The organism is Acetobacterium sp. UBA5834, from assembly GCF_002435675.1.
Taxonomy (GTDB): Bacteria; Bacillota; Clostridia; order Eubacteriales; family Eubacteriaceae; genus Acetobacterium; species Acetobacterium wieringae.
The window spans coordinates 1-21,006 of sequence record NZ_DJGY01000030.1 but is presented as its reverse complement, the minus strand read 5'-3'; the positions used below and the strand labels follow the sequence as shown (position 1 = coordinate 21,006).

Sequence of the window (21,006 nt, the reverse complement as noted above, 5' to 3'; positions counted from 1 at the left end):
GATTATTTTAATGAAGAGAGACTCCTTCTCAGGAGTCTCAGTTTTTTGGTATTAAACTGCGATACCACCGTGTTCTTCTACGATCGCCTGTCCTTCGGTACTCATCAGGAAGTCAAGGAATGCCAGGGTTGCATCGTCAACTTTTGACTCGTCATACATGGCCAAAAATGGTCGTGAAATGGGGTAGGTTTTGTTTTTAACATTATCAACGGTTGCTTTTACGCCGTCAACATCAATGGCTTTAACGGTTTTATCAACAAAGGTTAACGAAACATAGCCAATGGCATTGGTATTTCCAGCTACCGTAGTCTGAACATTTCCGTTACCTTCTTTGATGGTGGCATCGGCTTTCAATTTTTCTTTAAAGCCAACCAGTTCTTCGACTGCATCTCGGGTTCCCGATCCATCTTCCCGGGATACGACAACAATAGTTCCATCGGCTCCGCCAACTTCGCTCCAGTTGGTAATTTCGCCCATATAGATTTTAGCTACCTGATCTTTGGTCAGGTTGGTAACCGTATTAGCCGGGTTTAAGACGATGGCAATTCCATCATAAGCAAAGATTAGTTCCGTTAAATTACCCTTTTCTTCGGTTTTCAATTCCCGGGAAGCACAGCCAAAGGAATAGGTACCAGCGGTTGCGCCTTTAATCCCATCAGACGAACCCGTTCCGCTATAGGTGAACTTAGCATCAGGGTTTAAGGCTGTAAATTCTGAACCAGCTGCATCGATAATTTTCTGTACTGAAGTGGAACCGCCACCGTTGATTTCACCGGAAACCGCCTCTTTCGTTGTTGAGGTCGTTGTTGATCCAGATGAACCGCATCCTGCCAGGGTCAGTACGGTCGCACCAACTAACAGTGATACTAAAACTCTTTTTAATTTTTTTGACATTTTTTTCTCCTTCAAATTTCCTTGATTTTCGTTGTTTGCATAGCTATCTTATCAAATAAAAAACCATAAAAGGTTTTGAGGAGGTAAAGAGATTGTTAACAGTCTGTTAAATAGATGGCGTTTAAATTTTTGTTTGCGATTACAGGATTACAAAGCAAAAAAAGACAAAAACAGACTGGTGATTCAGCCTGCTTTTGTCTTTTTTATTACTTCGATTTAAGTGCTTATTCCAACTGAGAAACCAATAGACCATCCGGCTTTAGATCAAGGTTCTTTATCTCGCCCTCACAATTATTTAGTACCGCTTCCAGATCAATGACCCGATCACAAATCCGTTTAATCAGTTTCTCTTCATGGCTGACAATGATCATCCCCATGTTCCGCTGCCTGACCAGATCCAGCACCACTTCCCAGATTTGGGCCTGGGTGATGGCATCAAGCATGGTCGTCATTTCATCGGCAATGATAAACTGTGTATTCGGGGACAGTGCTCTGGCGACACAAAACCGCTGTAACTCGCCGCCGGATAATTCATTGGGCCAGCGGTTCATCCAGGCTTCTTCAATTCCCAACCGGTGCAGCAATTCCCGATCAACTGGCCAACCTTCGTTGACGGTATCACGGATGCGCCAGCGTGGATTGACAGATTTTTCAGGATGCTGAAAAATCAGCTGAACCGGATTATAACCGGCCCAAGTATTCGCCTTGCCGTTTAATTCGACCCGTCCTTCCCGGGGCTTCTCGTAACCAGCTAAAACCTTGGCCAGCGTCGTTTTACCGCAGCCGCTGTTACCTGTCAAGGCCACAATTTCTCCGGATTGAACAGCTAAACTGATGTGTTTAAAAATCCACCTATTTTGATGATAACCAAAACCGATATTTTTTGCTTCAAGTCGCATGGATACACCTCACTTGTCCGCCTCGGAGATCCTGCATCTCCGGTTTTTTACATTGACACTCCGCTGTTTTTAAATGACAGCGAGGTTCAAACAGACAACCCGGAGGCAAGTCTGTCGGCGTCGGTTGAAAACCGGGAATCGGTTTGAAGTCATTTTCCGGCAAGGCCATCCACAACGCTCGGGTATAGGGATGCCGCAGGGCTTCGCCCCCTTCTTTAAAATCTTCGATGGGGGCTACTTCGACGGTTGTACCGGCATAAAACACGGCAATCCGATCAGCAATCTTCATGGCCGCCTCAATGTCATGGGTAATCATCATCACCCCACAACCCTGATTGGCCAATTCTTTCAGATGTGCAAGGGTTTCTGCCACCACTTCCGGGTGCAGTCCCGGGGTCGGTTCATCGGCAATAATCAGTTTGGCTCCGCCACTGACCGCCGTCGCCACCAAAACCCGCCGGGCCATCCCCCCGGATAATTGAAAGGGATAGAGCAGACCAGCTTCTTTTGACAGATGATAGCGCTCAAAGACCTGCTGCTGCAGCTGTTTTGCATCTTTTGTCCTGATGGTATTTTGCACCTGTTCACCAACCTTCATCAGTGGATCCAAGTAATTGACTGACTGGGGAATCAGGCTGATTTCCTGGCCCCGAAAGACTTTCTGGCGTTCTGTTGTCAGAGCTTGACCCTGATAGCGGATTGTCCCGGTAACCTTGGCATTGGTAGGGAGAATGCCTAAAATGGCATGTGCCAACAAACTTTTTCCTGATCCACTGGAACCAACAATAGCGACAATTTCTCCGCTGTTAACACTGACATTAAGGTCACAAATAACTTCCAGATTTAGCTGTTTCAAGCCCTTTGCATACTGAATAAAGGAAACCGACAGATTTTTTACCACCAGCAATTCCTCCGGATTAGCCAGACTTTCTGTGCTTCTATTCATTATACTCGCATTTGAGTGACTAAACTTACTCGTTTGCTTTGTATTCATTTAACCGCATCCCTCCTTCTATTCGTGGGCACTGTGAGGATCCATCAACAGACGCAGATTATCGCCGATGACATCAAAGGCCCGGACAATAACTAACAGCGAAAGACCCGGAAAAAACGCCAGCCACCACATCCCGGCCGCCAGATAACCCATCGATTCCGACAGAATCACACCGATGGCTGGCAGATGCGGTGATAATCCAAAACCCAGAAAGGTAATCGATGCCTCATGTAAAATGGCATGGGGAAAAATAAGAATCAGACCGACAAAAAACTGGGGCAGCAAATGCGGCAGAATATGTTTGCTGGCGATCCACCAGCGACCTTTGCCCATATGCCGTGAAACCAGCACATATTGCGAAGTACGCACCTGCATGACCTCTGCCCGGATCACCCGGGTCAGACTGGGCCAATGGGTTAGCGCCACCCCGATAATGACGCCTTTGGCGCCACCACCGAGAACCACCGCAATCAGAATCAGGGCCACCAGATGGGGAACCCCCATAAACAAATCGACCAGCCAGGAAATGGTGTCGTCAACCTTTTCACCCATGGTGGCAGCGGCCATCCCCAGCACCAGGGCAATAACCACACTAACGCTCGATGCCAGCAGACCAATTTGAATACTGATGGAAAGCCCCTTAATGGTTCTGGTAAACATATCCCGTCCCAGCCAGTCGGTTCCAAATGGATGCTCCCAGGACGGCGCCAGGTTTTGTTGGGTAAAATTGGTCGCAATCCCCGCATTGCTCATTAACTGAGCCGCAATCATGATCCCAATGAGCAAAGCCGTACAAAATCCGGTGATAATCAGGGTTTTTTGTCGTCGGTTCAGTTTATAACTGCGAATCCCATTTCTTTGCGCACCCTCGAGTATGGTATTTTCTGGTTCAGTTAACACATTCATACGGATGCTCTTCCTTCCTTAATCCGGGGATCCACTACCGAGCAGATAATATCGCCAATCAGATTCCCGGTGAATACAAATATCGCACTGATTAAGACAATCCCCAGTAATAGTGGAACGTCCCCCCGAAGTCCGGCCTGAACCGTTGCCTGACCTAAACCCGGGTAGGAAAAAACTTGTTCCGCCAGCACAGATCCCCCAAACAATTCACTGAAAGAAGCGAATTGCAACGTTACCGCTGGTAGCATAATATTCCTTACACCGTGCTTCCACACCAGACCCAGACCCGACTCGCCATTGGCTCTGGCAAACAAAATATAATCACTTTCCAATACATCCAGTAGTTTTTGCCGGGTGTGCAGGGCAATGTTGGCAACCCCGACGATACTTAAGGTCAGGGCTGGCAAAATCAGATGATAGATTTTTTCAGAAAGGGTCACGTTTTCAGATAGAACCCCTACCGGTACCCCCAGTCCGATGGGAAACCAACCCAGCCAGACCGAAAATATCATCAGTAGAATTAACCCCAACCAGAAGGTTGGGGTTGCCGCCAGGGTTAAGCAATACCATTTGATCGCCCGATCAATCAGTTTGCCCTTGTTCATTCCGGCAATGACCCCCATCAAAAATCCAAAAATTCCCGATAACAGCCAGGCTACCCCCATCAGCGCCAGTGAGGCCGTAAAGCGATTGCCAATCACCGTAAGAACCGGCACCCGATAGATCATTGAGGTACCAAAATCACCCTGTACAATGGCCCCAGCCCAGCTTATAAATTGCTCAACTGGAGGCTTATCAAGCCCCCAGTTTTCAGCAATCTGTTCCCGCTGTTCTTCCGAAACCCGCATCATATCGGCACCAATATAGGCCTGAACCGGATCAATGGGCGAGTTTTTGACCAAGATAAACGACACAATGCACAGCGCAATCAGCAAAGAAAGCATTCGCAGGGCTTTGCCCGCTACATATTTTGCTGAGTTCATATTTATTTTCGATGCCATTCGGTGATATTCGCCGTAATTGGCCAACCGTGACCGTGAGGCTCGGTGCGATTTTGGCCGATGTCCAGACTGTCATCCACTAGGTAAAGATGATCGATATTTACCAGCCAGGCCCAAGGAGCATCCCCCAAGGTACTGAAGCCCGTTTGGCCATCCCACTGGGCTTTTTTCCAGAGTTCGTTGGCAGCGGCTTCATCGGTCGTAGCCAGGGCCTGATTCATATAGGCATCGACCTTATCATTTTTGTAGAAGGTGGGATCATTGGTCTCAATACCGGCGTTGCCGCTATAGTAAATATTGTACATCTCGATCGGGTCGTGGCTTCCCCAGCCAAATAGAACTGCATTTGAAAACATCAGCTTGTAAATTTCGTCCCAGCTTTTTCCTTCCACATTAACTTTGATCCCAATTGGGGTAATCATATCAATAACAGAGATAGCCAATGATTGTCTGACCTTATCGGATGATGGATAGATCAGGGTAAACTCGGCTTTAACCCCATCTTTTTCAACGATGCCATCGCCATCGCTGTCAATCCAGCCGCCGTCGGCCAGCATCTTTTTAGCCCCTTCAACGTCGCCATCAGTAATTGCCGTCTCCGTATTGCCCCAGGGTAATCCATCACAGACTGAGTAGGCTTCAGAACCATAGCCAAGCAAAACCCCGTCGACCAGATTTTGTCGATCAATGGCATAGTTAATCGCTTTACGAATGGCCAGGTCTGAGGTGACATCATTGCCGATGGGATAACCTTCGGCTGTGGCAGTACCCGATTTGACATAAGGCAGGGAAATCCCCCGATTGTCAACACTATCGACGGTCTTTAGGGTCATCCCATCCACTTTCTGGCTGGTCAGTGAGGGAACAATGGACGCCATATCCACTTCACCAGCTTTAGCAGCGGCAAAAGTCGCTTCTTCACTGAGATAGAGGAAGGTCACCTTCTTAAATTCAGGTTTAGTCCCATAATAATTGGCGTTGGCTTCAACGATCAGCTGTTGACCCTTGTCCCATTGTACAAATTTATAGGGACCGGAACCCACTGGTTTCTGGGCATAATCACTGCTATAGCTGGCTTTTGGCACAATCCCCAGGGCAGCGGTTGTATAAAGAAAGGTTGACTGGGGTTTATTCAGCTTGAATTCCACGGTATAATCATCAATCGCTTTGGCACTGGCCATCACGCTTAAATCCACCACTGATCCGCTTTTGGCGGTCGTTTCGTAGGTGAATACAACATCGGCGGCAGTTAATGGGGTGCCATCAGAAAACTTCACATCCTTGCGGATCTGATAGGTCCATGTCAACCCATCGTCGCTGATGATGTAACCGGTGGCCAAATCGTTCACGATATTCAGATCGTTGTCCCGGGTCAGCAGGGTACTCTGAAACAATGGCGAGCCATAGCGACCCCAACCGGTGGTGGGGTCAAAACCGTCATCCGGTTCCCCACCAATGGCCAATACCAACTCGTCAGCGGCCCGTGCTGTTTTTTTATCGGTTCCACCATTGCTGGCACAACCAGTTAGCATCATGGCAAACATCAGACAGACCAATCCTAAACATATAATTTTTTTCTTCATCTTTTCTCCTGTGTTTCTCATATTTTTATCACTGATTTGTATATAAAAAAACCATGAAAATTTCATCCCGCTGGGGAATTTAAAACCTTCATGGCTGCGTTTTTGTTGGTATTGTCACGTCATCTGTGATTTTTAGGGGCTGAAAAATTTTGCGTGTTTTATTAATTTGAGGGACTGCCATACCTGCTGGCTACAGTTATTTTCTAATCGATTAATTAAAAATTTATACCCTATATACCGATCATTAAACATTAGTTGCATTGCGCAAAAAAAGCCATAAATGTGCTCACACAACATTCATGACTTCCAGTGATTTCATATCACAGTTATACTTTTAATTGTTTAATTGGGTAACCTTGTACGTATTAATAAACTGTTTAGAATTATACTTGTATATAGTGGTTTTGTCAAGCCAGATAATTCCTTACACAATCCAAGGAATTAACACTCCGTACTTCTGCCTCTTCACGTTGTTTGTTTCTAACAGGATTTCTTCTTTTAGTCAAAGATCTCCTGTATCAGTGCTTTCAATTCAGCATACATTGCTAAGCCTTCCAGCGGTGCCAATGCATCCAGCACGCCTTGGTAATACCAGGCCTGCTTTTCCTTGCCTCTGACAAAAATATCCCAGACCTCTTCGCCGATTCTTTCGTAATCGGCTTTAACACTTCTTAAGTTAGCCAGCTTATCAGCACAGGCCAGCATCTGCATCTCCCGGCTTGCTTCATTTTTTAAAAAATCGATGGTATGCTGCTTGCGGGCTTCCCAGGGCAAGCTTTTATTTTCCGAGTCGGAGGCGACCAGATCGGCGACAGCATCGCCAAATTCCCGACGAATGGTTGCCAGGCTGGTATCGGTATCTTCCACCGTATCGTGGAGCAGGCCGGCAATGATCAGGGCTTCGTTTTCTTCCGGATCCACCGCCTCACCGAGAATTTTGGCGACCTCAAAAGGGTGCGTAATATAGGGAACCTGAGAGCCCTTGCGAAAATGACCTTCATGGGCTTTGGCCGAAAATTCAATGGCTTTCGATATTGACATAGACCCTCCTTGATTTTTAACGCTCATCAAAGTTATTCCAAACTAAATAGTAATGATCAGCGCTTATTTAAAATTTTATCATAAACCGCCTGCATATGGGGTTCGCTGACATAGTTTGACAGTTCATTAACGGCGATCCACCGGACCCCGCTGTTTTCATCCGGTTTAATGGCCAGCGGTTCGTCTTCCGAAGCCGAAAGTAAATAGGCCACTGATAAATGTAAATGGGCTGAAACCGGCTGATTGTTTTTAAGATGACCAAAAACCGGTAAAATATCCAATGAAATAATATTGTCAGACATCGCTGTCACCGTGCTTAATCCGGTTTCTTCTTTTGCTTCCCGGATTGCCACCTGCAGCAGATCTACTTCGCCATCGGCATGCCCTCCAGTCCAGGACCAGGACTGATAAATATTGTGGTAGATCATTAACAGTTTATCCCGTGCTGGATTAAAAATCAAGGCGGAACTGGTCAGATGGGCAATTTTATTGTCCCGGAGCAAAACATCCGGATTATTATGAATAAATCGGATAAAGGTCTGCTGATCGGCCTGTTCCTGAGCTGATCCGGGTTTGAATTCAGTGATGGCGGTTAAATAGTTCATAGACACCTCACGTTAAGTACTAAATTTTTATCAATAAAATCGACGAATCGGTTTTTTCCGAGCAATGGTAACCGGTTTATCCTCAGCCAGAGTTACCTTTCTCGGCCGCCCCTTGATGTTCCGGGTTTGCAGCTCTTTTAGTACCTGGGGGCCTTTGTTATTGAGGATTTCGACAAAGGTGGAGACATCCAGGATTGTGATCACGCCGATATCCGCGGCGGTCATCCCCTCCAGATTGCACAGCGTCCCGACAATATCGACCGGTCGCATTTTGGTCTTTTTGCCGGCATTGATATGGATCTTGGTAATTTCCCGGGTTAGATCATGGGCTTTGTCCAGCTTTTCGTCGGGTTTTTCCTGCAGCTTTGTAAGAAAGGCCGGTTTCATTGCATGAACAGTGGAAAGCGTCGGACATTCTTTTTCAATAATTTCTTTATCAGTATAATTCTCAATATCTCGAAACAAGCGACCTTCTTTTGCCGAAACCAGGGTAATCGCCTTGCCACTGGTGCCCCGACGACCGGTCCGGCCGATACGATGGACATAGGTTTCCTTTTCCCAGGGGACATCAAAATTAATGACCAGCGAAATCTCATGAACATCGATCCCCCGAGCCGCCACATCGGTGGCAATCAGATAGCGAAAGGCACCCTTTTTAAAACGCTGCATGACCAGGGTGCGGTCATCCTGTTCCATACCGCCGTGAATCTTTTCACAGGCCTTATTGTCCTTACCCAGCAGATTATAAATGGCATTGACCATTTCCTGGGTGTTGCAAAAAATAATGCAGCTGTCGGGATTTTCTACCACCAGCACATCCTTTAACACATCCTGTTTATCATCATGGCCAGTTTGATAAACAAACTGTTCAATGGCATCCGTTCGTTTAGCCTCGGCTTCAATCTCGATGATCTGAGGATCGTTCATGTATTTTTTTGACAGCCGTTGAATCTCATTTTCCAGCGTCGCTGAAAACAACATCGCGACCCGATTTTTCGGCATCTCATTGATGATTTCCTCAACCTGATCGATAAAACCCATATTCAGCATCTCATCAGCTTCGTCGACGACCAGAAAACGGATCTCATCGGTAATAAAGGTTCCCCGTTCAATATGATCCATAACCCGGCCTGGGGTTCCCACCACCACATGGGTTTTCTGTTTCAGCTCTTTTTCCTGCCGGCGGATCGGTGATTTTCCATAAAGGGCTGACACCTTCACCCGCTTGAAGCGGCCAATGTTAAAAATATCTTCGTGGACCTGCAGCGCCAGTTCCCGGGTCGGGGTCAGCACCAGAGCCTGAGGTTTGTTCTCTTCCCAGTCCAGCAGTTCACAGATCGGAATCCCAAAGGCCGCCGTTTTGCCGCTGCCAGTTTGGGCTTTGCAAAGAATATCTTTTTTCTCCAAAGCAATCGGAATCACGGCTTCCTGAACCTTGGTCGGGTTTTCAAAATTTAGTTTTTCAATGGCTTTTAGGAGCTCATCGCTTAATTGGTACTGGTTAAATTTTTTACTTATCACTTTTTTCTGCTTTCTTTTTTATTATAAACTTATTTTAATCCATTTAAAAAGCTGTATCCACTGGGAATTCACAGAAGATACAGCTGGTTTATTACTTGACGTTTAATTATAAACTAAAATTAAACAATGTACAAGTTTTATTATTGTGTCATTTACTCTATTTTAGCAACGCTTAACTGCTTCATCATCTCATAGGTCAGCTGCAGATGTAAAAAGGTCTGATAATGATTCAACTTCACACCCATAACTTCTTCCATTTTCGTCAACCGATATTGCAGGGAGCTGCGATGCAGATGCAATTCTTTGGCGGTCTGGGCCTGGGAACGACCGTTTTTCATATAACAGTAAAGGGTTTCCAACAGATTGGCACCTTTTTTTTGATCATACCGCTGCAGTCTAGCAAGGGCGGGATGACCAAGCGCCTCACTGTTTTCCAGATTCGCCAGCACATCCATCAAATGGACAAAGCGGTAACGGTCATATAAAAAGATCACATCCTCCCGTTCCGATTTCAGTCCCAATTCGATTGCCGTCAGTGCTTCCTGATATGATTTTCGGATCTGTTTAATATCAGAGCCGTCATCACTGATTCCAAGAACTAGTTGTGTATCCTGGAGCCATTTTTCAATTTCGGACAAACCCTGTCCGCTAAACTGGCTGCTGCTTTCGTTGGCCAGCATGACAATATTATTCTGATGAATAATGCAAATGGTGTTTTTGACCAGACTGATGATTTTTTTCCTTAAAAATGTCAGCTCATAGCGATTGCGATTGTCATGCCGGGACTTTAACACCAATATAAAAAAATTTTCCGGAAAATCAATATCGACATAATTGACGACTTTTCTCAGCTCATTTTCGGAATGGCGATTACCGGATAAAATTTCGGCAAACAGGTAGCCCAATTTGACCCCTTCATTGCTGATTAAGGTCTGATTTTTCTGTATTTCCATGATCAGGATCTCACTGAAAAATTCAATGGTTGCTTTGGTGCCGATTGAAAATGGGCGCTCAGTTTCAAACACTGTCACCAGGCCCATTTTTTTATTACGGCTGGTTAAATTCATGGTGCAAAAAGAATGCGGATAGAGTTCATTACCGGAAAAGAAAACCGGTTCATGCTGATGCTCGGTTTTTTGTACCAGGTCTTTCATATAATAAAAATCATTGACTGAGCTGGAAATATAACCGTCCTCAATGCCATTTTCAACAATATGCCGCCACTGATCCGGCTGCTCCAGGACGCAGTCGGTTCGGGCCAACACCTTAAAATCTGCATCGGCCACATAAAGCGGATTGCCGAGAATCGGAGTCATCGCGTTGATGATTTCAGCCAACCCTCTGTTGTCGGTGATCCGCCTGATCATTTCAGTATAGATCTGGTGATATTCGCTGATGATGTCGGCGATTTTTTCCAATAATACCTCAATATCACAATCTGAATGGATCAGCGCCAGATCAATGTTATGAACCTTGTTATTTTCAAACTGAAGGGACGAATCGGCCAGGCAAATCAGTTGGGATGGCAGATGACGCGAATCAATCTGTTGCATTACGGCTGCTGATCCCAGATATAAGACCTCTTTCTTATACCCCTGTTCCGAGGATTTGAGCAACCGGACGCTGGAAAACCCCAGCTGATCGCCAGCGGCACCCTCAACGTACTCAAAGTTATCGTCATTTAATTGATCCAGAATCATGGGAATTTTGATTTTCATTTTTGTTCTTCCTTTGTATTTTCTTAAATCTTTAATCTATTTTATTTTATCATGTTTTTAATTTTTTAACATTTAAGTAATTGTCGAAATTCCGGCCCGCATTTTCAGCCATTGGTGTGATGCTGCGATGACGTTCTTGTTATAAAATTTAGTTATCTATAAAAATTGAAGGAGATTGTCATTATGCCAGAATTAAAGTATAAACATTTGTTTGAGCCCATCAAACTGGGTAAAACACTTCTCAAAAACCGGATCTTTTCTGCCCCCCAGGATTATCCCGGTTTAACCAGCGACCGGTTTTTAACCGAAGAAGCCGCCTATTTTTATGAGCGAAAAGCTCTGGGCGGATTTGCTTCGGTCTGTGTCGGCGACATGATCATCGACGGTGAATATGGCCGCAGCCACCCCTTTCAAATGCGGGGCAACGATATCCTTGGAAAGGTCAACATGACCCGAGTCAGTACTGCCATTACCCGCCATGGTGCCGTGGCCGGTATTGAACTTTGCCATGCCGGCCAAAATGCCAACCTGGGTTTAATGCCGGTCAATCCCGGCTTTATTTACGGCACGATTGACGGGATTCGCGAGGATGGGGTGGAAATCCGCGCCATGCAGGATGAGCAGATTGATGCGATGATTCAAAAATACTGCGACGCGGCTTCCTTTGCCCGTCAGTGCGGCTACAACATGATCACCCTCCACGGCGGTCACGGCTGGCAGATGCATCAGTTCCTCTCACCTCGGGACAACAAACGGACTGACAAGTGGGGCGGTTCAGTAGAAAACCGGATGCGTTTTCCACTGGCTGTTATCGAAGCCATTCGTAAGCGGGTCGGCCCGGATATGCCCATCGAATTTAGAATGAGTGCCACCGAATGTCTGCCAGATGGTTACGATCTGGATGAAGGAATTAAAATTGCTAAGCTATTAGATGGTAAAGTTGAAATGATTCATGTTTCAGTGGGTCATCATGAAATCGATTCGGCAGCTATGAAAACCCATCCCACCATGTTTTTGCCAGATGGCTGCAATACCTCCTATGCCGCTGAAATTAAAAAGCACGTCGAAACCCCGGTTGGCACGGTTGGTGCCCTGACTGATCCCGAAATGATGGAAGAGCTGATTGCCTCCGGCCAGGTGGACGTCGTCAATCTGGGCCGTCAAACCCTGGCTGATCCGGATCTGCCAATCAAGGCCCGACTGGGACGAGCCGATGAGATCAACCCCTGCCTGCGCTGTTTTTACTGCTTCTCCAACAGCACCATCGACGGCGTTTTCTACTGTGCCACTAATCCCGAAATTGGCCGGGAGCAAGCCAGTCTGACAGCCCCATTACCGGCTCATAAAAAGACGGTGTTGGTTGCCGGCGGCGGTGTCGGCGGGATGCAGGCAGCGCTGACGGCATCCAAACAGGGACACCGGGTGATTCTCTGCGAAAAAACCGATCGTCTGGGCGGGGCGCTGCTCTGTGAGGAAAAAATCCCTTTTAAATCAAATCTGGACACCTATCTTAAACGCCAGGCGTTAAAAGTATCCCGATCTGCCATTGAAGTCCATTTTAATACCGCCATCACCCCGGAACTGGCCGAATCCTTCCATCCCGACGTGATCATTGCCGCCATGGGCGCCCGGCCGCTGGTTCCCAATATCAAAGGCATCGACAGCCCCAAAGCCGTCGGCGCCGAAGAAGTGTATTATCATCCCGAACAAGTCGGCCAGCATGCCGTCATTATGGGTGGCGGACTGGTTGGTCTGGAGCTGGCAATCTTCCTGTCAAGCCTGGGCCGTGACATCACCATTGTCGAAATGGCACCCGGCACCATTGCCACTCCACCTCCGGTTGAAGGCACCTCCAACCGGATGGGCGGCTTAATGGAATTACCCGGCGGCTTCCCACTGGTTCACGGTGTGGCGCTGGGCGATGAACTGACCCGTCACCCCAATATCAAGCTTTGCGTTTCCACCAAAGCTCTGGAAATCACTGATACTGGACTGACTGTAGAAGATGCTGACGGCGTCCGCACTATCCCTGCCGATACGGTTATCTATGCTATCGGACAGAAACCGCTCCGGGAAGATGCTCTGGCTCTTTCGACATGTGCCCCAGAATTTTATCAGATTGGCGACTGCGTCACCCCGAAAAATATTTACGATGCCACCTCGGCCGCTCATCAGGTGGCCTGTGATATTGGCCGTTATTAAACCGATTAACCCCTGATTGCACATTCAATTTTTGACAATTTTATTAAGATGGCACAAACAATACTCCGGTATTGTTCGTGCCATTCATTAAGGAGATCAACACATGAAAAACAAAAACTATTCCTGGATCGTTCTGGCGATTGCCTGTCTGGCATTATTTTCACCAAGCTATACCCAATATCAGTTATCCCCCCTGGCACCGCAATTAATTGAACAATTCAATTTATCAATGAGCCAATTCAGCAGCTTATTTTCAGCCCCAATGATTCCAGCCATTTTATTCAGTCTGATTGCCGGTTTAATGGTTGATAAATTTGGCATCAAGAAAGTTATCGGCATCGCATTAGTCATTACGGCTATTGGGACTTGTTTACGAGTCACTGCTACCGATTCAAATACGCTATTGATTTATATGATCTTAACTGGATTTGGTGCTGCTTTCTTAAATGCAAACGGCGCAAAAATCATCGGCAGCTATTTTCCTGCAGAAAAAATCAGCTCAATGATGAGTATCCTGCTGGCATCATCAACCTTGGCGATGACCCTGGGGATGGGAACAACCGCCTTTTTCCCAAGTATTACCAGTGCATTTATTTTTGCAGCAATCATTAGTGTTGTCGGAACGATTCTCTGGCTGCTAGTGGTTAAAAATCCCGAACAAACAGCATCCAGCGATTCAGCTTTTGAAACGGCGACTTTGGGAATGGCCGTTAAGGTGGTCGCAAAAAGTCGCCCGGTCTGGATTGTTGGATTTTGTCTCATGGGAATTGTCGCCTGTAATATTGCCATCAGTTCCTTTTTACCAACGGCGCTGGTTGGTCGCGGTATTGATGCCGTTGCCGCTGGCGGCTATGGTTCAATTATGCTGATTGGCAGTTTGGTTGGTTGTCTGATTTCACCCCTAATCGTCAGCAAAGTCGGTAAAATGAAACCCGTTTTATTGATCCTGGCCATGGTTTCTGCCCTCGGTGCAGCTCTGGCCTGGAGTGCCCCGGCTGGTTTTCTTTTGGGCATCAGCCTGTTTTTAACGGGTGCTGCTCTGGCTGGCCAGATTCCTTTGTTAATGACAATTCCTATTCAGCTTCCTGAAATCGGACCAGTATACGCCGGTACCGCCGGTGGTTTTACCGCAACCTTGCAATTAATGGGTGGCGTTTTAATCCCAACATTTATTATTACACCCATCGCCGGTTCTGATATGAAGCTTTTTTTTATCCTGGCTGGTGGCTGCATGGCAATCGTCGCAGTGCTCGTTTTCCTGCTGCCAGAACTTTGCTCAAAGAAATCTGAAATTATTTCAGAACCTGAGCTATCACCACAGGCATAAGTGAATAATCGCTAGTCTATAAACGTTAATTTTTAAAAACTCTATCTCGATTGAAATCAGATCATCCTGATTTTTTCGAGACAGAGTTTTTTTAAGTTTTAAAATTAGTTTAGCTTATTTAATGAAACGATCAAATGTAATACGATGTAATAATCGGCTTTAGATCATTACATCGTGCATGACCTGCCACATCAATTGTTACTATTGTTTTTATTTTTCTCTTAACAAAGATATTCCTGATTGATCACCTATGTATCAATCAGGAAATTTCTTTTAAACTTTTTTTTTAGATTTAAATTTAAATTTTTTAGGCTTTAACGAACTTGTTCAATTCATCCTGAACGGTATTCATCAGATAATCGGTACCCGGCAGTTCCGTAAACAGCCGACCATCGACATAGGGAGTTAGCGCCAAGCCTGGTTGCTCTGCTGCAAAATGCATTAACAGCTCCCCTGCTTCCACCTCCCGAAATGCCGGGTGATCTTTTTCAATGGCTTTTCTTATTTTTTTCGGGCAGGCCAAACCAAGATCTGCCGAAAGAATGTCGGCAATCGCCTGGGCCATCTCAATGTTGCTGAATTCCAAGGGATTCTCAACGGCTTTTTTAACTTTTAACAACCGTCCTTCGGTATTGACAAAGGTGCCATTGACTTCCGGGAAGGCCAGGGCCGGCAGTACCACATCGGCTTTTTCAGCGGCCTGGGTCAGGTGGGTATCCTGAACCATCAGGAGATCATATCGGCTTAAATCAGTACTGGGATCTTCGCCGAATAAGAGCAACGCTTTTGCTTCGCTTAAAACAGCGGCCGTGTTTTGCACCCCCAGATAATTGAGGCCCAGACTGTTGTTTTTAGTTGCCACCGGGAAAATCCCGCTGCGTTTGCCGTCGGCTTTACCCAGCAGCGCCAGCAGATTGCCGAGCATTGCCGCCGCTTCTTCGGTGACGTACTTGTCCCCGATAACCATCACCAGATTTTTGGCCTGGATTAGGCTTTCGCCGATTGCTCTGGCGTCCTCGCAGATATCAAAATCAAAAAGCGAGGTTTTCAGCAGCTCCAGATTTGCAAGATCTCTTTTGACTTTGCTGTTTTCCAGCACATGTTTGGTAATTTCTCCTAAAAATGGCAACTGGTCACAACCAAGGATAAACTCCCGGCCCAGCTTACCATAGCCACTTTCGCGGTGATTGATCGCCATGATTGTTGCGCCATTTTTTGATGCCTGGATCAACTTATACTTGACAATCGGATTGTCCGCTGGCAGCATCCCCAGAACCAGAATGGTATCGGCGCTGACAATCGCCTCCATGTCCCGGATCTGAAAGTCGCCCTGGAGGACAGCTGTTCCGCCGTGACTGCGGTTGGAAAAGCTGAAGGTTTCCGCCCGGAGTACTTCGGCCAGCCGGGCAAAGGTATAAATTTCCTCATTGGTATACTTGGGTGAGATGCCCATCTTCACAGCTTCAGCACCATAGCGGGCGGCGATGCTTTGGGATTTTTTGGCAATGGTCACCAGGGCATCATACCAGGTGGCTTCTTCCAGTTCGCCGGCTTTGTTTCTGATCAGCGGGGTGGTGATGCGATCGCCCCACTGGACCAGGTTGGTGCCAAAGCGGCCGCGGCCGCACATCACGCCCTGGTTGAGGTCCTGATGGTTTGACCGGGGGATCGCTTTAATGATGGTATCACCCTTGGATTCGATAACGATCTGGCAGCCGGCGGAACAGTAGCCGCAGGTGGATTCGGTCTTTTTGGTATCGAGGGGAATCTGTTTTATCCCGGTGAGCCCTTCTCTTAAAGCACCGGTGGGACAGACCGAGATGCACATCCCGCAGCTGACGCAGCCGGTGTCTTTTAAGGGTTGGCGTAGGGCTGGTTCGACGATGGTTTCAAAACCGCGGTCGACCAGGCCGAGGGCCTCGGCGCCGACGATTTCGTCGCAGACCCGGACACAGAGGCCGCAGGTGATGCACTTGCTGTTGTCCCGGATCACAAAGGGATGGTCGTCCTGAATCTTGGCTTCCGGGTTCTTGCCCTTAAAGCGTTCGGGTTTAACCTCATACGCGTTGGCATAGGATACCAGCTTGCATTCAAAGTAATCCTGACAACCACATTCGAGACAGCGTTTGCCTTCTTCAACGGCCTGAAGGGGATTATAGCCTTCCACCACTTCCAGGAAGTTATCATTGCGGGCGTCTGGGGTTAAATAGGTCATTGCCGGGCGTTTGTTTTTCTTGATGCTTTCGAGATAGTCCTGATCGACCGCTTCTCTTATGACGTAATAGGGTTCGTGGTAGGCAATGCTTTCGCCGTTTAAATAGCCTTCGATAAAGGGCACGGCTTTTTTAGCATCACCAACGGCTTTAATGACAATGGAGGCACCACTGTTGATGCAGTCGCCGCCGGCAAACACGCCATCCAGATTCGTCCGAAATGTCTGTTCGTCGGCCAGCACGGTATTCCATTTGGTCAGCGCCAGACGGTTGTCATCACTGTTTTCTTCTGTTTTCGCTGTGCCGATGCCATCCGGGTTGATGCCCTGGCCAATGGCCAGAATCAGGGTATCGATATCAAGGATCTCTTCTTCGCCCTCGATGGGGACTGGACTTCTTCTGCCGCTGGCATCGGGTTCACCCAGGGCCATTTTCTGGAGCCGGATTTTGACAATCTGGCCGTCGTCACCCTTAATGACTTCAATGGGGTTGGTCAGGTTTTTAAAGATCACCCCTTCTTCTTTAGCTTCGCTGATTTCGATTTCCTCAGCCGGCATTTCGGCTTTGGTGCGGCGGTAGATGTTATAGACTTCTTTGGCACCTAAACGAATAGCTGTCCGGCAGGCATCCATGGCAGTGTTGCCGCCGCCGACAATGGCGACTTTTTCGCCAAGGACAATCGGTTCGTTGTTAGCGACCTGCTGGAGCAGCTCAATCCCACCGATGACACCGGTAGCGTCGATGCCGTCGCATCTGAGGCCGGAGCTGGTCCAGGCACCCAGGGCGATATAGACGGCGTCATGGGTGTTGCGGATGGTCTCAAAGGGAAGATCAACGCCGATGCGAGTGTTGTTTTTAAAGACAACGCCCATGGCTTCGATGAGTCCCACTTCTTCGTCAACGACGCCTTTGGGTAAGCGGTACTCGGGAATCCCGTAGCGCAGCATCCCGCCCATTTTGGGCATGGCGTCATAAATGGTGACGGCATGACCGGACTGGATCAGGTAGTAGGCGGCGGTGAGGCCGCCGGGGCCGCCACCGATGATACCGATGGATTTGCCGGTGGCTGGTGCAATTTCCGGTATGAACATGTTATGGGTCATATCAAAGTCGGCCGCGAACCGTTTGAGCCAGGCAATGGCGATGGGTTGATCGACGTCGCCGCGACGGCAGGCATCTTCACAGGGATGGGGACAGACCCGGCCAATGGCACCGGGTAAGGGCAATTGTTCTTTGATCAGCTTTAAGGCTTCTTCGAATTCGCCATTGGCGATTAAACCGACATAGCCCTGGCAGTCGGTGGTGCCGGGACAGGCCCGTTTACAGGGGGCAACGCAGTCGCCGATATGTTTTGAAAGCAGCAGCTCCAGGTTGGTTTTGCGGGATTCAATGACTCGGGGGGTCCTGGTGCTGACTACCATGTTGTCGCTGATTTCAGTGGCACAGGCTTTTAAGATCTTGGGGATGCCGGCAACCTCCACGACGCAGAGTCCGCAGGATCCATAGATCTCCAGGCGTTCGTCATAGCACAGGGTGGGGATCTCAATTGCATTTTCCCGGGCGACGTCTAAAATGGTTTGGCCAGGGGTACCGGTGACTTCTTTTCCATCGATGTTCAGTTTAAATTTTTTCATTCTCCCACTCCTTTCTAGTCAATGATGACGGAATCAAATTTACAGACGGTTGCGCATTTGCCGCACTTGATACAAAGATCCTGATTGATTTCATGGACCTGCTTCTTTTCGCCGGTAATGGCCGTAACGGGACAGTTTTTCTTACAGGCCCCGCAGCCGACGCATTTTTCTTTGTCAATGGTGTAGGTTAACAGCGGCTTGCAGCTTTTGGCGGTGCATTTATGATGATAAATATGGTCTTCATATTCGTTTCTAAAATATTTGATGGTGGTCAGCACCGGGTTGGGGGCAGTCTGACCCAGGCCGCACAGGGAACCGTCTTTGATCTTGTAACAGAGTTCTTCGAGCAGTTCGATGTCACCATCCCGGCCTTCGCCCTGGGTAATCCGGTCGAGGATTTCCAGCATCCGGGTGGTACCGACGCGACAGTAGGTACATTTGCCGCAGGATTCTTTACAGGTGAAGTCGAGAAAGAACCGGGCCATGTCGACCATACAGGTGGTTTCGTCCATGACGACCATCCCGCCGGAACCCATGATGGCTCCGGTTTTGGTGATTTCGGCGTAGTCGATCTGGGTGTCGAGCAGACTGGCGGGGATACAGCCGCCGGAGGGTCCGCCCATCTGCACGGCTTTAAAGGCTTTGTCCGCTTTGATGCCGCCGCCGATATCAAAAATGACATCTTTTAGGGTCAGGCCCATGGGGATCTCCACCAGACCGCCTTTTTTGACCTTGCCGGTTAAGGCAAAGACTTTGGTGCCTTTACTTTCCTGGGTGCCCAGGGCGGCATAGGCGTCACCGCCGTTACGGAAGATCCAGGGGACGTTGGCAAAGGTTTCGACGTTGTTGATGTTGGTGGGTTTGTTCCAGTAGCCTTTCTGGGCCGGGAAGGGGGGTTTTAATCGTGGCATCCCCCGTTCCCCTTCTAATGAGGCAATCAGGGCAGTTTCTTCGCCGCAGACGAAGGCGCCGGCACCGGCTTTGATGCGCAGATCGAAGGCGAATCCGGTGCCGAAGATGTCGTTGCCGAGATAGCCTTTGGCCCGGGCCTGATCGATGGCTTTCTGGAGCCTCACGATGGCCAGGGGATATTCGGCCCGGACGTAGACGATGCCTTCATTGGCGCCGATAGCCCGGGCGCCGATGAGCATCCCTTCGATCAGGGCATGGGGATCGCTTTCGAGGACGGAGCGGTCCATGAAGGCCCCGGGGTCGCCTTCGTCGGCGTTACAGACCATATATTTGGTGGTCCCGGGGGATTTTTTAGCGGCGTCCCATTTGAACCAGGTCGGGAAACCGGCGCCGCCCCGGCCTTTTAAGCCGGCGACTTTGACAGTCTCGATGATGGCTTCGGGAGTCATTTCAGTGAGACATTTTTTTGCTGCCTGATAACCGTCAACGGCCAGATAGTCATCAATCCGTTCGGGATCGATGATCCCGGAGTTGCGCAGGACAATCCGCTTCTGTTTGCCGATCATCGTCAGGTCATCCTGGGAGATCTGTAAATCCGCCAATTCTTGTTGGGCGACGACATAGTCGTCAATGATCCGCCTGGCATCTTCAGTGGTGACATTGACAAAGGTGATCTTCTTGCCAGCATCGTCAACCACGTCAACGATCGGTTCCAGGTAACAGGTGCCGATGCACCCGGTTTGTTCAACACTCAGAACGAGACCTTTTTCAGCAATGATGGCTTCAAAGGCAGTCTGTACCTTATGGGCGCCGGCGGCAATGCCGCAGCTGCCTGATCCGATGATAATTTTCATACGGTTACCTCCTGAACACTGGTCTCTGAATCCGTTGTATCATCACTGGCCTTTTCTTTTAACTCCGCCAGAATATGGGTGACCTTGTCTTTGGTCAGCTGACCGTAGGTGTCATCGTTGATCATCATCACCGGGGATAAGCTGCAGCAGCCCAGACAGGCAACGTTGTTCAGAGTGAACAACCCGTCAGGGGTGGTTTCGCCTTCGGTGATCTCGAGATAGTCCATCACGGCTTCTTCCACCATTTTGGAGCCATTGACGTGACAGGCTGTGCCCTGACACAGCATGATCAAGTATTTCCCCACCGGTTTAAAGCGGAACTGGGTGTAAAAGGTGGCCACCCCGTAAACTTTGGCAATGGCGGTGTGGGTTTCGGCAGCGATATGGCGCATCAGCTCGACGGATAGAAAGCCGTACAGCTCCTGGGCTTTCTGGAGGATCGTGATCAGGCTTCCGGGGATGTCGGCGTAGCGGTCCAGCACCGGGGTCAGTTCTGTGAAAGGGTTGGGCTGGTCACCGTGGCAGCCACAGCCAGATATTTTTGTATTTTGACTCATTATTCTTCCTTTCTTTCTTAACAGGGTCCTTAAGGTGTTCACACTATTGGTTTTCATAACATTTAGAAAGCTTTTAATTATTCAAAAAACCTTGCAGCAATCTACAAGGTCTTCTGATTATCTTGTTGTCCGTCAAATTAAAAGC

At 48.2% G+C, this 21,006-nt stretch carries 15 protein-coding genes; 2 read left to right on the top strand and 13 right to left on the bottom strand.

Annotation, left to right across the window (positions count from 1 at the left end; genetic code table 11):
• Positions 1-51: 51 nt before the first annotated feature.
• The 10 genes from B3F51_RS06560 to B3F51_RS06515 form a co-directional block, all read right to left on the bottom strand.
• Positions 52-894: a phosphate ABC transporter substrate-binding protein gene (locus B3F51_RS06560; protein WP_070371248.1), complete on the bottom strand. Its 843-nt coding sequence runs from the start codon at positions 892-894 to the stop codon at positions 52-54.
• 224 nt (positions 895-1,118) lie between these two features.
• Positions 1,119-1,793: an ABC transporter ATP-binding protein gene (locus B3F51_RS06555; RefSeq protein WP_286946170.1), complete on the bottom strand. Its 675-nt coding sequence runs from the start codon at positions 1,791-1,793 to the stop codon at positions 1,119-1,121.
• Positions 1,783-2,739, bottom strand: a complete 957-nt coding sequence (locus B3F51_RS06550; RefSeq protein ID WP_250935268.1) for an ABC transporter ATP-binding protein — start codon at positions 2,737-2,739, stop codon at positions 1,783-1,785. Before B3F51_RS06550 ends, B3F51_RS06555 begins: the two co-directional genes overlap by 11 nt.
• 66 nt (positions 2,740-2,805) lie before the next feature.
• The gene (locus B3F51_RS06545; RefSeq protein WP_286946239.1) at positions 2,806-3,621 is read right to left on the bottom strand and encodes an ABC transporter permease; all 816 of its coding nucleotides are present in this window, start codon (positions 3,619-3,621) and stop codon (positions 2,806-2,808) included.
• A gap of 68 nt (positions 3,622-3,689) precedes the next feature.
• Complete coding sequence (locus B3F51_RS06540; protein WP_286946168.1) at positions 3,690-4,676, bottom strand: ABC transporter permease; 987 nt, start codon at positions 4,674-4,676, stop codon at positions 3,690-3,692.
• 2 nt (positions 4,677-4,678) lie between these two features.
• Positions 4,679-6,277: an ABC transporter substrate-binding protein gene (locus B3F51_RS06535; protein ID WP_286946166.1), complete on the bottom strand. Its 1,599-nt coding sequence runs from the start codon at positions 6,275-6,277 to the stop codon at positions 4,679-4,681.
• Positions 6,278-6,775: 498 nt separating this feature from the next.
• A complete protein-coding gene (locus B3F51_RS06530) occupies positions 6,776-7,318 on the bottom strand; it encodes an HD domain-containing protein (RefSeq protein ID WP_148637681.1) in 543 nt (180 codons plus the stop codon).
• Positions 7,319-7,374: 56 nt separating this feature from the next.
• Positions 7,375-7,923 (bottom strand): NUDIX hydrolase, encoded by a 549-nt coding sequence (locus B3F51_RS06525; protein WP_148637680.1) that lies wholly within the window; start codon positions 7,921-7,923, stop codon positions 7,375-7,377.
• Positions 7,924-7,953: 30 nt separating this feature from the next.
• Complete coding sequence (locus B3F51_RS06520; RefSeq protein ID WP_286946163.1) at positions 7,954-9,444, bottom strand: DEAD/DEAH box helicase; 1,491 nt, start codon at positions 9,442-9,444, stop codon at positions 7,954-7,956.
• A 152-nt stretch (positions 9,445-9,596) separates the two neighbouring features.
• Positions 9,597-11,162 carry a PucR family transcriptional regulator gene (locus B3F51_RS06515; protein ID WP_250935251.1) on the bottom strand — a complete coding sequence of 522 codons (1,566 nt, stop codon included), beginning with the start codon at positions 11,160-11,162 and terminating at the stop codon, positions 9,597-9,599.
• Positions 11,163-11,345: 183 nt separating this feature from the next.
• Here B3F51_RS06515 and B3F51_RS06510 point away from each other — a divergent pair, with 183 nt between their 5' ends.
• Both B3F51_RS06510 and B3F51_RS06505 read left to right on the top strand, forming a co-directional pair.
• Positions 11,346-13,364, top strand: a complete 2,019-nt coding sequence (locus B3F51_RS06510) for an FAD-dependent oxidoreductase (RefSeq protein WP_070371240.1) — start codon at positions 11,346-11,348, stop codon at positions 13,362-13,364.
• A 103-nt stretch (positions 13,365-13,467) separates the two neighbouring features.
• Positions 13,468-14,691 (top strand): MFS transporter, encoded by a 1,224-nt coding sequence (locus B3F51_RS06505; RefSeq protein WP_286946160.1) that lies wholly within the window; start codon positions 13,468-13,470, stop codon positions 14,689-14,691.
• Between the two features lie 307 nt (positions 14,692-14,998).
• Here B3F51_RS06505 and B3F51_RS06500 read toward each other — a convergent pair whose 3' ends face one another.
• Genes B3F51_RS06500 through nuoE form a run of 3 tightly spaced genes read right to left on the bottom strand, consistent with a single transcriptional unit; the run spans position 14,999 to position 20,861 of the window.
• The gene (locus B3F51_RS06500) at positions 14,999-18,538 is read right to left on the bottom strand and encodes a molybdopterin-dependent oxidoreductase (protein ID WP_286946158.1); all 3,540 of its coding nucleotides are present in this window, start codon (positions 18,536-18,538) and stop codon (positions 14,999-15,001) included.
• A 14-nt stretch (positions 18,539-18,552) separates the two neighbouring features.
• Positions 18,553-20,304: an NADH-quinone oxidoreductase subunit NuoF gene (locus B3F51_RS06495; protein WP_286946156.1), complete on the bottom strand. Its 1,752-nt coding sequence runs from the start codon at positions 20,302-20,304 to the stop codon at positions 18,553-18,555.
• Entirely contained in the window at positions 20,301-20,861 is a 561-nt protein-coding gene (nuoE, locus tag B3F51_RS06490; protein ID WP_286946154.1) for an NADH-quinone oxidoreductase subunit NuoE, read from the bottom strand. The genes B3F51_RS06495 and nuoE overlap by 4 nt, the downstream gene beginning before the upstream one ends.
• Between the last annotated feature and the right edge of the window lie 145 nt (positions 20,862-21,006).

Bases quoted from the DNA above. Each gene is read 5' to 3' on its own strand.
- B3F51_RS06560 (WP_070371248.1), bottom strand. From the start codon at position 894: ATGTCAAAAAAATTAAAAAGAGTTTTAGTATCACTGTTAGTTGGTGCG.
- B3F51_RS06555 (WP_286946170.1), bottom strand. From the start codon at position 1,793: ATGCGACTTGAAGCAAAAAATATCGGTTTTGGTTATCATCAAAATAGG.
- B3F51_RS06550 (WP_250935268.1), bottom strand. From the start codon at position 2,739: ATGAATAGAAGCACAGAAAGTCTGGCTAATCCGGAGGAATTGCTGGTG.
- B3F51_RS06540 (WP_286946168.1), bottom strand. From the start codon at position 4,676: ATGAACTCAGCAAAATATGTAGCGGGCAAAGCCCTGCGAATGCTTTCT.
- B3F51_RS06535 (WP_286946166.1), bottom strand. From the start codon at position 6,277: ATGAAGAAAAAAATTATATGTTTAGGATTGGTCTGTCTGATGTTTGCC.
- B3F51_RS06530 (WP_148637681.1), bottom strand. From the start codon at position 7,318: ATGTCAATATCGAAAGCCATTGAATTTTCGGCCAAAGCCCATGAAGGT.
- B3F51_RS06525 (WP_148637680.1), bottom strand. From the start codon at position 7,923: ATGAACTATTTAACCGCCATCACTGAATTCAAACCCGGATCAGCTCAG.
- B3F51_RS06515 (WP_250935251.1), bottom strand. From the start codon at position 11,162: ATGAAAATCAAAATTCCCATGATTCTGGATCAATTAAATGACGATAAC.
- B3F51_RS06510 (WP_070371240.1), top strand. From the start codon at position 11,346: ATGCCAGAATTAAAGTATAAACATTTGTTTGAGCCCATCAAACTGGGT.
- B3F51_RS06505 (WP_286946160.1), top strand. From the start codon at position 13,468: ATGAAAAACAAAAACTATTCCTGGATCGTTCTGGCGATTGCCTGTCTG.
- B3F51_RS06500 (WP_286946158.1), bottom strand. From the start codon at position 18,538: ATGAAAAAATTTAAACTGAACATCGATGGAAAAGAAGTCACCGGTACC.
- B3F51_RS06495 (WP_286946156.1), bottom strand. From the start codon at position 20,304: ATGAAAATTATCATCGGATCAGGCAGCTGCGGCATTGCCGCCGGCGCC.
- nuoE (WP_286946154.1), bottom strand. From the start codon at position 20,861: ATGAGTCAAAATACAAAAATATCTGGCTGTGGCTGCCACGGTGACCAG.